7 protein-coding genes are annotated in these 13,063 nt (G+C 71.7%); 6 read left to right on the forward strand and 1 reads right to left on the reverse strand.

The genetic code is table 11. The annotated features are described in order from the left end of the window. Positions 1 to 35 precede the first annotated feature (35 nt). On the reverse strand, positions 36 to 3,266 hold the full coding sequence (locus tag ACIBK5_RS01130; protein WP_399014870.1) for a glycosyl hydrolase family 95 catalytic domain-containing protein: 3,231 nt from the start codon (positions 3,264 to 3,266) through the stop codon (positions 36 to 38). Positions 3,267 to 3,610: 344 nt separating this feature from the next. Here ACIBK5_RS01130 and ACIBK5_RS01135 point away from each other — a divergent pair, with 344 nt between their 5' ends. The 6 genes from ACIBK5_RS01135 to ACIBK5_RS01160 all read left to right on the forward strand — a co-directional run bounded on the left by ACIBK5_RS01135 (position 3,611) and on the right by ACIBK5_RS01160 (position 13,011). Then, positions 3,611 to 5,746, forward strand: coding sequence for a dynamin family protein (locus ACIBK5_RS01135; protein WP_399014872.1), 2,136 nt, complete (start codon positions 3,611 to 3,613; stop codon positions 5,744 to 5,746). After that, positions 5,743 to 7,317, forward strand: a complete 1,575-nt coding sequence (locus ACIBK5_RS01140) for a dynamin family protein (RefSeq protein ID WP_399014874.1) — start codon at positions 5,743 to 5,745, stop codon at positions 7,315 to 7,317. Before ACIBK5_RS01135 ends, ACIBK5_RS01140 begins: the two co-directional genes overlap by 4 nt. Further along, positions 7,314 to 9,623: an Hsp70 family protein gene (locus ACIBK5_RS01145; RefSeq protein ID WP_399014876.1), complete on the forward strand. Its 2,310-nt coding sequence runs from the start codon at positions 7,314 to 7,316 to the stop codon at positions 9,621 to 9,623. Before ACIBK5_RS01140 ends, ACIBK5_RS01145 begins: the two co-directional genes overlap by 4 nt. A 98-nt stretch (positions 9,624 to 9,721) precedes the next feature. Beyond that, on the forward strand, positions 9,722 to 10,306 hold the full coding sequence (locus tag ACIBK5_RS01150) for an RNA polymerase sigma factor (RefSeq protein WP_399014879.1): 585 nt from the start codon (positions 9,722 to 9,724) through the stop codon (positions 10,304 to 10,306). Then, on the forward strand, positions 10,303 to 10,500 hold the full coding sequence (locus ACIBK5_RS01155; protein WP_399014881.1) for a hypothetical protein: 198 nt from the start codon (positions 10,303 to 10,305) through the stop codon (positions 10,498 to 10,500). Before ACIBK5_RS01150 ends, ACIBK5_RS01155 begins: the two co-directional genes overlap by 4 nt. A 90-nt stretch (positions 10,501 to 10,590) precedes the next feature. Continuing rightward, the gene (locus ACIBK5_RS01160; protein WP_399014883.1) at positions 10,591 to 13,011 is read left to right on the forward strand and encodes an Hsp70 family protein; all 2,421 of its coding nucleotides are present in this window, start codon (positions 10,591 to 10,593) and stop codon (positions 13,009 to 13,011) included. The last annotated feature ends 52 nt before the right edge of the window (positions 13,012 to 13,063 follow it).

The raw sequence follows: 13,063 nt of genomic DNA on the forward strand, positions 1-13,063 counted from the left end.
GGCGCGGGGGCCGCACTGCACGACCCCCGCGTCCCTCATTTCCGGGCCTCGGTGCCCGGCTTCACCTTTCTGTCGACGCCGTTCACCCGCACGGTGACTTTCCTCCGGTTCCGCGCCCGGTCGGCCGTGATGCTGAACGACGTGACCTTCCCTTCGCGCCACGCGCAGCTGACCTCGTAGCCGCCACGGGCACGGAGTCCGGTGAAGGAGCCCTTGGGTTTCCAGTCGTCCGGCAGGGCCGGCAGCAGGTGGATGACGCCGTCGTGGCTCTGCAGGAGCATCTCCGCCACGGCGCCCGAGATGCCGAAGTTGCCGTCCATCTGGAAGGGCGGGTGGTCGCAGAACAGGTTGGGCAGGGTGTTGTAGGTCAGCAGTCCGCGCAGCATGATCTGGGCGCGATGCCCGTCACCGAGGCGGGCGAAGAGGGCCGCCCGCCAGGGCCAGGTCCACGAGCGGCGGCTGTCGCCCGACACCGTCGCGGCGGTGAAGGGCACACCTTCCCTCTCGCCGCATCGCGCTTTCAGGGAGACGAGGGCGGCGGCCGCGAACTCGGGTGTTCTCGGGGTGATCTGACGGCCCGGGTAGACCGCGAAGAGGTGCGAGGTGTGGCGGTGGATGTCGGTGGGGCTGTCGAGGTCCTCCTGCCACTCCTGCAACTGACCCCACTTTCCGATCTTGTTCGGCGCGAGGCGGGCCTGCATGTCCGCGACCTTGGCCCGGTAGGCGGGGTCCGCCTTGAGCACCGCCTCGCAGTCGAGGTAGTTCTGGAACAGGTCCCAGATGATCTGCTGGTCGTACATGACGCCGTCCTCGCGCGGCCCGTGCTCGGGTGACCAGCCGTTCGGCGCGACGAGGAGTCCGTCCTCGCGTTCCTTGAGATGGTCCTCCCAGAACTCGCAGATCTCCTTGATCATCGGGTGGGCGAGGGTGCGGAGGTAGTCCAGGTCCTGGGTGAACGCCCAGTGTTCGTACAGGTGTTGTGCGTACCAGGCGCTGGCGACGGTGTTCCACTCCCACGCGTTGCCGCCGAAGACGCTCTGGCTGGTGCGGGCGGTCCAGCCGCGCGTGTCCTTGCCGAAGGCGTTGCGGGTCGCCACGCGGCTGGGCACCGCCACCTGCTCGATGAACCGGACCAGTGCCTCATGACACTCCGGCAGGTTGGTCGTCTCGGCTCCCCAGTAGTTCATCTGGACGTTGATGTTGGTGTGGTAGTCGGAGGCCCACGCCGGCTGGTTGCTGTCGTTCCACAGGCCCTGGAGATTCGCGGGCAGACCGTTCGGGCGCGAGGAACTGATCAGCAGGTAGCGGCCGTAGTCGAACATCGTCTGCTCGAGTGTGGGGTCCTGACGACCCGCCGCGTAACGCGCCAGCCGGGCGTCGGTCGGCAGTGCGACGACGGCGGCGTCGGAGCTGCCCCAGTCGACCGAGACACGCTTCATGAGGGCGCGCGTGTCGGCGATGTGCTTCTCGCGCAGCTGGACGTAGGGCCGGGAGGCCGCCTTGCCGAGCGCCCTGGCGATGCCGATCCCCGGATCGGGTCCGCGCCATCCGGCGGCGGCGTCGAGCCGGTAGTCGGTGCGGGCGTCCAGGAGCAGGGTCAGGGTGGTGCAGCCGCTGAAGCGGAGCATCGATCCGTCGGCGCGGAGGTCGCCGTCGGTGTGCACGGCCTGGACGGTGCACGCGTGTTTGAGGCCGTTGCCCATGACACCGCGGAAGGCGATCCGGCGGGCACGGGCGTCGACGGTCGTCGGAGTGTTGTCCTGTGCGGACGTCAGCGAGATCGCTCCGGAGAGTCCTCGGGCGTGGTCCGACGTGTAGCGGAAGACCATGACGTCCGCGGACCGGCTCGCGAAGGCCTCCCGCAGGACGCGCCGCCCCGGCGCGCCGAAGCGGGTGACGTGCAGTCCCTTGACGAAGTCGAGGGAGCGCCGGTAGTCGACGACCGTCCGCTGTGTGCGCGTGTCGAAGCCCTTGCCTTCGAGCGCGATCCCGGCGATCTGGAAGCGGGCGGACGACGCGCCGGGGGTCAGGGTGAGGCGGTGGACGCGGTAGGCCGTGCTGTTGGCGATCCGGAAGGTCCTGGCCTCGCCGCGGCCGGCGAAGGACGCTCCGGGGTTCTGCGTGTCGAGGGTCGTCCAGGCGGTCCCGTCCTGCGATCCCTCGAGTCGCCATCCCCGGGGGTCGTCCTTCGGACGGTCCGGTGCCGCCGTCAGCGTGTACGAGGTGACGACGGCCGCGCGGGCCGACTCGGCCTGCCATACGACCGCTGGTGCGGGGGCGTCGATCCGCCAGACCGTGGCCGGATCGCCGTCCACCGAACTCGAGATGTCCGTTGTCCGGGACACGGCCCCGGCCCCGGGCCCGTCGCCGGAGCCCTCGGAGTGCCCGCTCGGCGACGACAGGTACAGGGCGCCGCCCGCGCCGAGGTCGACGCCGGACAGGCCGATCTCGCTCACCTGGAAGTGGCTGACGCCTGCCTTGGGGACGAAATCGAACCGGTAGAAGCGGTGGGGTGCGGGATCGGCACAGGTGAACTCCTTGGTCTGGAAGCGGCTTTCGAAGGGCGCTTCCAGCGTGCGGCTGTCGAGCGGGGTCCAGGTGACGCCGTCGGCGGAACCGGAGAACGTCCACTCCTGCGGGTCGCGCTGCGGTACGTCGTTGGCGCTTGTCAGACGGTAGGACGCGACCACGACGGGTTCGGGAAGCTCGACCTGCCACCGCACCTTCGAACCGGGCCCGTCGATACACCACTTGGTGCTCGAGTCACCGTCGTACGTCTTGTCGACGCCCTCCGAGGCGGAACTGCTGTACGGCCCGCCCGGGGCCGTGACCTTCGGACTCGCACGAGGAGCGAAGGTCACGGCGAACTCGCCGAAGTTCCGGTACGAGCCGAAGCCGGTCATGCCGGTGTCGAAATCGCTGTCCGGCTTGCCCGCGAGGGCGTTGTCGTAGTTGTTGACACCGCCCCACAGGCTCTGTTCGTTGAACTGGACGCGCTCCTCGTGGGGATCGGCGAAGAGCATGGCACCGAGTCGGCCGTTGCCGATCGGCAGTGCCTGCGACTGCCAGTCCAGGGCGGGTGCGGAGTAGGTCAGCGCCTCGCGCGACAGCGTCGGCCACCGGGCGGCCGACGCTGCGCCGGCCCCGGCGGCGACGGCCTGCCCCACGGGAGTTCCGCCGGCCAGTTGAGCAAGCAGAGGCGCGAAGGCCAGGCCACCGCCGGCCTTGAGAACGCTGCGTCGCTGTGGTTGGGATTCATTGATCACGGTGAGATCTCCCGCCCCATTCATCGGCTCTTTCACAGAGGAGGTGGCAGCCGCATCGACCGATGTCGAGGGCGCCCACATCGTCGCCGGGGAATAGATCGGATGTCTATAGGCGGGCGTCATTGACACCGCGCGCCACCCGCCTCGGGAGCCAATCCGGGAGGGCGGCAACCGCGCGCCGCGTCGAAGGAGTTGAACTCCTACCTCTACGCCGAGTCCGCTACCGGAAGACGCGGTGAGCGCGTCCGGCAGGGACAGCCAGGAACAAAGCCGCCGTACGCCGAATCCAAGTGATGTCAGTGGTCGTCGCGAACGACCGCGGGTGTCGCGAGGCGGAGGACGGCATGGAACGACTCGATACGGGCGCACTGACGGCCCGGACTGCGCGAATGCTGGAGCACCTCGCCGGAGCGGCGGGCAAGCGGGCGCTGGCGGAGACCGAGTCACGCCTGCGCGAGGCGGCACGCAGACTCGCAGACGGCCGGATCGTCGTCGTGGTCTGCGGCGAGTTCAACCGCGGCAAGTCCAGCCTCGTGAATGCCCTGGTGGAGCGGAAGGGGCTCCTCCCCGTCGATGTGCTGCAGACCACCAGCGTGGTCACCACGGTCGGCTGGGGTCCGCGGGCGCAGGCCACCGCCCGGTTGCGCGACACGGGCGGCGAGACCGAGGAACGGGCGATCCCCCTCGACGAGATAGCGCAGTACGTGACGGAGAGCTCGAACCCGGGCAACCGTCACCGGGCCGAGCTCATCGAAGTGCTGCTGCCCCACCCGAAGCTGGCCGACGGCGTCACCCTGGTCGACACACCGGGCGTGGGAGGCGTGTTCCCCGAACACACCGCGATGACCACGGGGTTCCTCGCCTCGGCCGACGCGGTGGTGTTCGTCGCCGACATGACCTCTCCGCTGACGGCGAGCGAACTGCGGTTCCTGGGGCATGCGGTCACCGCGACGGGCTCAGGACCCGAAGAGGACGGGCTGCTCGTCGTCCTCACCCGGGCGGACCAGGCCGCCCCCGCCGACCGGCGCGAGATGCTGGCCAACACCCGCGCCAAGCTCGCCGAGCTGACCGGCCGGCCCACGGGTGACACATCCGTGCTGCCGGTCTCGACCCGCCTCAGGCTCCGCCATCTGGCCTCCGTTTCCGACGCGCCGGACGAGGACAGCGGCTACCCCTTGTTCGAGGCCGTCCTCTGGCGGGGCTTGCGGCGGCGCCGTGCCCGGTTGCTGCTGGCACGCCCACTCGAGGAGGCCGGTGCCGCGGTGCAGGCGCTGCTGCGCCCGCTGGCGGCGGAACAGGAGGCACTCGCCCGGGAGACGGACGAGACGCTCTCCCGGATGCGGGCGGAGGCCGAGGCCGGGCAACGGCGCATCACCGAGCTGAGGAGCACCGGAGCCCAGTGGCGCACGGAACTGCGGTCGCTGCTCAAGGAACTGCGCCGGGATCTGGTCATGTCCCTGCACGACGAACTCGACACCGTGTGGCAGCGCGTGTGCACCGAGTACCTCTACGACGAGGCTCTCCAGGACGACACGGACGAGCTGGCCGCGCAGGTGTCCGCGGCGTACACGGCGGTGGCAGGTGCCACGGCGCGCCGCGCGGAGACCGAACTGAACGCGCTGGTCGCCGGATTCGCCCGACGTCATGGCATCGGCCTCAGCCCCACCGCGAACAGCCGGATCGACGCCGTCGGCCCGCTGCGGCTGGAACCGGACCTCGGTACCGAGGAGCAGCCGGGCAAGGTGATGCCCATCGGCCGCGACGGTGCGTTCGGGGCGTCGATGGGGGCGGCGATCGGCGGCACCGTGTTCGGCCCGGTGGGCGCATTGATCGGGTCCGCGGCCGGGCTGCTGGTGGGCCTGCTGCGTGGGGTCAAGGCCGCCCGCCACCAGGAGCTGCAAACGCGTCGCCGGAATCTGCGGGACCAGCTCGGCATGGCCCGCGGACGCCAGCAACGGGTCATCGTCCATGGGCTCGGCAACCTGCTGGACACCGCGGCCGAGAGGGCGGAGCAGGAACTCGACAGCCTGCTGCGGCAGCAGACCGAGACCGTGGGCGACACCCTTGAACGGTTGAAGGCGACCGCCGACGCCACGCGCGAGCAGGCCCGCGCCCGTCACGAGGCGCTGGCGCGGGAGCACTCGGAGCTGCTCACCGCCGGGCAGGAGGTGGCCACGCTCGCGGCCCTGGTCAGCGAAGTCGTCACGGAAGCGGACACGGACCTGCCGCACCCGTCGCGGGGCGCCGGACACGAAGAAGCTGGGGACGAGGACGCCGGGGACGAGGAAGCCGGACACGAGGAAGCCAGCGACGAGGGACCCGGAGCAACGGCCGTCACCGAGCCGGGGACCATGGGGCCGGAGCCGGGAGCAGGGCGGGACGCCGAGCCGGGGACCACGGGGCCGGAGCCGGGAACAGGGCGGGACGCCGAGCCGGGCCCGACGTCGGAGACAGCATCCGAGTCGGGGCCGGAAGCGTGAGCGACTCCGCGGCTCTCCGGCAGGCCGCGCTGGACGTGCTCCGGGACAGTGCGACCACGGATGGTCTGCCGGAGGCCTTTCGCCGCACCCTGGCCGACCAGGCCGGCCGGCTGTCCGCACCGTTCTCCGTGGCCTTGGTCGGCCGGGTCAGCGCGGGCAAGTCCACCCTGGTCAACGCGCTGCTCGGCGAGCGCATCGCACCGACCGGCGTCACTGAGCTGACGATGACGGTCAACCGCTTCCGGCACGGCACCGAGCCCTCGCTGACGGTGCGATATCTGGACGGCACCGTGACCCGGCACCACCACCTGTCCGAACTGGAGTCGCTCACCGCACGGTCCGCGGCCGGTCCCGACCGGCAGGCGACACTGCGGCGGATCGACTACCTGGAGACCTGTCACCCGCACGGACAGCTCGCCGAACTGGAGATCATCGACACACCCGGCCTCGACTCCTTCACCGGCCCGGAGTCGGCGTCCACACTGCGTCTCCTGGGCCGAACCGGACAGGACCTCACCGACTCGACGCTCGCGGAGAGCGCGAGGGCCGACGCCATGGTGCTGACGTTCACCGCGCGCGGCGCCCACCGGGACGACATACGGCTCACCGCCGAGTTCACGGCCCAGGTGCCCGGGCTCGGTCCGCTCAACACCGTCGCTGTCCTCAACAAGGTCGAAATGCTGTGGGATCCGGACGACGCGCCCGATCCGATGCGGCCCGCCGGGCGGGTCGCCGACCAGCTGATGCGCACGGCGGGAACCTCCCGGCTGCTGTATGCGGTGGTCCCGGTGGCGGGACTGCTCGGCTCCGGCGCCGCCTGTATGGACGCCGCCGACCTCGCCGGCCTGTCGCAACTGGCCACCACGACCGCTCCGCGGCTGCTGGCCGAACGTGCCGCCGACAGCGACGCGTTCACCGGCCCGGACACCGGACTCCCGCTCTCCCCCGGGGAACGTGCCCGGCTGTTCGGGCGCTTCGGCGGCTGGGGCGTGGTGGAAGCGTGCCGGTTGCTGCGTGCGGGAGCCGACACCGTCGGCACGCTGCGGGGCGAGCTGCTCAGGGTGTCCGGCGTCGAGGCGCTGCGCGCCCTGCTGCGCGACCACTTCGGTGGCCGGGCCGATCTCATCAAGGCCGCGCAGGCGTTCCGTACCGTGCCGCGTCTCGCCGAGCGGACCGCACGGTCGCTGTGTGGTGAACCGGCGCGGGCGGTGGAGGCGGTGGCCGGCGCGCTGACCGCCGTGGAACTGCGGCACTCCCAGGCGTACGCGGAGCTGCGGGCGCTGCGCGACCACTTCGAGGGACGGCTCGATCTCCCCGCCGAGCAGGCCGCGGAGCTCCTCCGGGTGACCGGCGAGCACGGCACCGGCGCGGCCGCCCGGCTCGGACTGCCCGCCGAGTCGGACCGCTCGCTGCTGCTGCGCACGGCCCGCGCCCGGCTGGACCGCTGGCACGCGGAGCTGTCGGCGCCCACGGCGTACGGGGCCTCGCTCCAGGCTCAGTTGACGGTACGGCAGGCATATGAGGCGCTGCACCACCGCATCGCCTCCGGGCAGGAAGGAACGGCCGGATGAGCCCGAGCGAGAACCCCGCGGAAGCGATCCTGGTCGTCGACTTCGGGACGACGACCACCCAGGCGGCCCTGGTGGAGGGGGACTCGATACGCGTCCTGCACGAACCAGCCACCGGGGCGGTGTCCTGGCCCTCCTCGGTGCTCGCCGACGGGGCGGGCGGACTGCTCGTCGGCTCCGTGGCGGAGCGGGGCAAGCGGCTGCGCCCGACCCGCTACCGCTCGGAGATCAAGAGGGATCTGGGCAGTTCCGTACCACTTCTGATCGACGGAACTCCCCATCAGCCGGAGGATCTTGTGAGCGCCGCACTGCGGGCGGTCGCCGCGGAGGCGCGGCGGGTGCTGGGCCGGTCACCGCGCCATGTGCTCCTCACCGTCCCCGCCGCGTACGGCCCCGCCGACCCGCGCCGCGACGCGATGATCCGGGCAGCGGCCGGCGCCGGGCTCGACCGGGCGGAACTGCTCGTGGAGCCGGTGGCGGCGGCGTACTCCCTTCCCGTGGGAGCCCCGTTCGCCGCCGGGGACGTGATCCTCGTACACGACTTCGGAGGCGGCACCTTCGACGCCGCCGTGGTGCGGATCGGGACCGGGCGGCACGGGGCACCGCACGAGGTGCTCGGGCACGCCTCGCTGGAGGACTGCGGGGGCCGGGACCTGGACGCGGCGCTGCTGCGGCATCTGGCCGAGCGCCACTCGGGGCTCTCCGGAGTGCCGGGGGACGCCGACGAGATCACGGCGCTGCGAGGCGGGATCGCCACGGGCGACTTCGTGCGGGAACTCAAGCACGACCTCAGCACCGCGGGCCAGGTGGAGGACCTCTCCCCCGGCGGCGACGTCGTGCTGCTGGAGCGCGCCGTACTGGACTCCATGGCGGAGGGGCTGATCGGCCGCACCGTGGAATGCTGCCGTGACCTGCTCACGAAGGCCGATGTCCGGCCGGAGGGGCTCGCGGCCGTGCTGATGGCCGGCGGCAGCAGCCGCAGCCCGGTGGTCCGAGAGCATCTCGAAGGGGCCCTGGGCATCGCGGTGCGGCACGTGGAGAACCCTCAGCTCGCCGTGGTGCGGGGTGCGGCGTCCTGGGCCTCAGGGGCCCCGTCCCGTGATCTGCGGCCCACCGTCAGGCCGCCCGGGACGGAACCTCTGACATGGACGGTACCGGGGGGCTCCGGGATCTTCCTCGGTCCGGTGGTCGCGGAGGGTAGGGCGTACGAGGCGGGCGCGGTGGTCGCGGACGTGCGGTCGGTCGAGGGCACCCTGCATCGGCTGCGGGCGGAGCGCCGCGGCGAGATCCGGCGCTGGCACGCGGAACCGGGCGAGCGGTTCGTCTCGGGAGACTGGCTGGTCACGACCTCGGAGGCGGCACCGGATACGCAGGGTCCGTTGCGACGAGCGGCCGTGGACAGCGTCAGGGCGATCGGCTGGACCAGGGAGGGGGCACTGCGACTGGCGTTGCCGCACGGTGTGAAGGAGTGGCCGGAAGGCGGCAGAGAACAAAGGGTCGCGACCGCCCGCCTGCCGGAAGGGGAAGCACGGTTTGAACCCGGGGGCGAGGCACTGGTGGTGGCCGACCCGGACTCCAGGACCGCGTTCCTTCTCGCACTGGACGGCGGACGGGCAGGGCGTGAACGCCAGGTCGGACTGGTTCCTCCAGGCTGCGCCCAGGGTGTTCGCGTCGTGCAGGCGCTGCCGGTGGGCCCGGATCGCCTGGTGGTGGCCGTCACACAGAATCCGGATGCCCCAAAGCCCTCGGTCTCTCTCTGGACCATCGACACCACTCGCGGCGACGGCCGGCACGTGCTGAACCTGACGGCCCGCAAGGCAGCGGTGCCTGAGCGGCTGCTGATGGGCTGGTGTTCAGGACGGCACGACGTCGTCTGGGCGTCGAAACAGGCCGCTGTCGCCCTGGTCGCGTTTGACGAGGGTGCCGGACACGTCGTCGGGGAGAGGCCCCTCGCCCTGCGCAGGAACCTGCGGATGGCGGCTGTGCACCCCGACGGCCCGGTCGCGGTGACCCACTCGCTCGTGCACGGCCGGTCATCGACCACCGCGACGATTCGAGTGGGTGAGGCGGAGTTGACGACAACCACCCCGACGACCCTGGAGTTCTCACCGGACGGCCGGACCCTGGCGATCGCGCTGCGGACCGGGTGGTGCCTGATCGTGGACAGCTCCTCCTGCGCCCGTGTCACCGAACTCGCCCACTCCCCCGCCCCGATCACCCATCTCGCCTGGTCCCACGACGGAACACGACTGGCCCTCGCCGGTGGCGGAAAAGTATCCGTATGGGACGGGGAACTTTTCCGGCCTTAGCCCGATCTATGGGCCGTCGGGCGTCGGTTCTCCGCCACATGGCCGGCGGACGCGACTGACAAGGGCACACCTGTGGGGGGTTGGGGTTGGGGAACGTGATGTCGCAGGACCTGACGGGTCTGGGCGACGAGGAACTCGTACCGCGCGCGGTGCAGGGCGACCGGCACGCGCTCGAACAGCTACTGCGCCGGCATCGCACCACGGTGCTGACCGTGTGCGCGGGCATCACCGGCAACCGGGAAGACGCCCTGGACGCCTGCCAGAACGCGCTGATACGCGTGACAGGAGCCATCGGAGGGTTCCGCTCCGAGGCCCGCTTCACGACGTGGCTGCGCGCCATCGCCGTCAATGCCGCGAAGGCCGAGATCGCGCAGCGGGGCCGTCGCCCGTGCCCCGTCGGCGACGACTTACTGCCCACGGAACCCGTCCGTGCGGTGGACGGACGGGTGACCGACGGACTGCGTGTGCAGCAGGCCCTGGCCGCGCTGGACGTCGACTTCCGCGCGGTCGTCGTCCTGCGGCATCTGTGCGGGTGCAGCTACGAGGAGATCGCACATGTGCTCCGGATACCGATGGGCACGGTCAAGAGCCGTCTGTCCCGGGCCCGGCTGGATCTGCTGGAGCTGCTCCGGCTCGACGACACGACCGATGCCCGCCCCGTCGCGAAGAGGAGACCGAAATGAACGAGGAACGGCGGGACCACCTGCCGAACCCCCCGGAACCACCTGACACGGACCCGGACGCGGTGGCCGCGCCCGAGATCCTGGCCCGGCTGCACGCCCTGCTCACCGTCCTGCCCCTGCCGGAGATCGACGACGTGTCCTGGGAGGCGCTGGTCGCCGACGCGCTGGACCACATGCCTGCCCGGCAGCACTGAAGAGCTTCCGTACCGGCCTCAGGCCCCAGGCCCCAGGCCCCAGGCCCCAGGCCCCAGGCCCCAGGCCCCAAGGAAAGGCGGCCCCGCCCCATGGCGCACGAACCCGTCCTCGCCATCGACTTCGGCACCTCCACCTCGGCCGTGGCGCTGCTCGCCGACGGCCGGGTCCGCTTGGTCAAGGAACCCTCGGGCGACTCCTGGGCATGGCCCTCGGCCGTGTCCTGGGAGGGCTCCCGGCTCCTGGTCGGCACCCCGGCCGAGCACCGCAAGGCCATGTACCCGTCCTCCTTCCGCGGCGAGTTCAAACGGAACCTCGGCGAGAGCACCCCGTTGGTGCTGGGCGACACCTCGTATCAGGCGCAGGAGTTGGTGACCGCGCTGATCTCCGCCATGCGTGGGGAGGCGGAACGGCTGTACGGCCGGCCCATCGCCCGGGCGGTGCTGACCTGCCCCGCCTCCTACGGTCCCGGTGACCCGCGCCGCGCCCTGCTCATCGGCGCCGGCGAGGCGGCCGGTCTCACCGCCGTCGATCTGCTGCCGGAGCCGGTGGCCGCGGCGTTCGCCCCGCTGGCCGGGGCCGCCTTCGAACCGGGATGTCTTGTTCTGGTGTACGACTTCGGTGGCGGTACCTTCGACGCGGCGCTGATCAGGACCGCTGCGCAGGACGACCCGGACGGGACCGTGGAGGTCCTGGGACACGCGGCGCTGGACGACTGCGGCGGCCATGACATCGACGTCCTGCTCGCGGAGGAGCTCGTACGGCGCGGCGGTGCCGCACTCTCGTCCTGGCTGCACCCGGAGCAGGGGCAGGACGACGACAAGGGCGGCGGCAAGGCGTCGGGGAGGTCCTCGACGAAGTCCTCCGGCCCGACGGCGAACGTGGAGGAGGGGCTGCGGCGCACTCTCGACCTCGGCGACTTCGCGCACCGGTTCAAGCACCGGCTGAGCGTGGAGGCGGAGATCGAGGACTACTTCCGTTCCGCGGGCCTGCCCGTCGGCCTCGACCGCGCCCGGCTGGCCGAACTCACCGCGCCCCTCGTCACCCGTACCGTCGTCTGCTGCCGGGACCTGCTCGACCGCTGCGGACAGCACGCCGACCGGCTGGCCGCCGTACTGCTGGTCGGCGGCTCCACCCGGATGCCGGCCGTCAGGGAGGCGTTGGAGCAGGCGTTCCCCGGACTGCTGCGCGGAGTGGAGGACCCGGAGCTGGCGGTGGCGCAGGGCGCGGCCGCGTGGGCGGGGGCGGCCACCGAGCGGTACTCGGTCGCCGGGCGGCCCGCCGGGTTCACCGTCCCGCTCTCCTGGGAACTGCCAGGAGGAACCGGGAAGTTGCTGCAGTGGTATGTCGGACCCGGCGACGACTACCCCGCCGACGCGGTGTTCGCCCTGGTCCGGCTGACCGACGGAGGGCTGTGGGAGCTACGCGGGGACAGGCGCCCCGGTTCGGTGGCCCAACTGCACTCGGAGGCCGGATCCGAGGTCTCCTCCGGCGACTGGCTGGTCACCACCGGACGGGGTGAGCCGTCGGGGCGGCCACGGCGGCGCGGCAGCCGCGCGGGCGCCATGCCGTCCTGGGAGGACCTCGCGCCCCCGCCGGGCACCGCCCTGCCCATCGGTGACGGCGCCACGGCCTTCGGACACGTCCTGCTGGTGCCCGGCGGCCGCCATGTCGTGACCCAGCACGGCCAGGAGACGGTGTGCTGGGAACGGAACCCGGACGGGCTGAAGCCGCTGTGGGAGCTGCCCTCGGTGTTCCGGGTGATGTCCGCGGGATCCTCGGGGTCGCTCCTGGCCGTCGTACCGATGGAGGGCGGCGGCCACGCCCGGAGGGTCGACGTGGTCGACGTCGTCTCCGGTGAGGCACATGGATCCGTCCCCTTCGACGGGGCCTGCCTCATGGCCGCCTTCTCCTCCGACGGCACTCGGCTCGCCGTGCTCAACAATCAGCGGCACCTTCGGATCTCCGCCCTCGCCGCCGGGGAGGTTCTCCACGAGACCGATCTCTCGCGCTACAGCATGACGGGTGAGCGGCTGGTCCTCGACCCGGCGCTCGAGATCGCCGCGTTCCCCGCCGGCGGCAAAGTGATCATCTGCCACGTACAGGGCCGTGAGCTCGCCCAGCCCTCGCAGCTCACCGTCAACGACCCGGGCAAGCTGCTCGCCCTGCCGTCGACGGCCGGCTTCGCCTCGGGGGCGAGTGTCCCGCAGGCGGTGGACGTGTGGAGCTTCGGCGGGCACGCCGTCCGCGTGCAGGACCCTGCCCTGCTCAAGCCGCATCTCCTGGCCGTCAGCACGGACGAACGTCTGTTCGCGGCCGCCGACCCCGGTGGTGTCATCGCGCTCTGGGAGCTTCCGCGTCCCGTGGAAGAAACGCCCGACGAGCCGCTGCGGGTTCCCCGCGCCGCACGGCGCATGCTGCTCCCGGGTTCCCTCCACGACCTGGCCTTCGGCGCGGACACCGCCACCCTGATCGCCGCCACCGACCGCGAGATCCGCGTCTGGGATCTCTGACCTGTGACCAGAGGGGATCTCCGACCTGGGATCTCCACCCGGAGGAGAGGAC

The sequence above is a fragment of the Streptomyces sp. NPDC050546 genome, from assembly GCF_044457425.1.
Classification (GTDB): domain Bacteria; phylum Actinomycetota; class Actinomycetes; order Streptomycetales; family Streptomycetaceae; genus Streptomyces.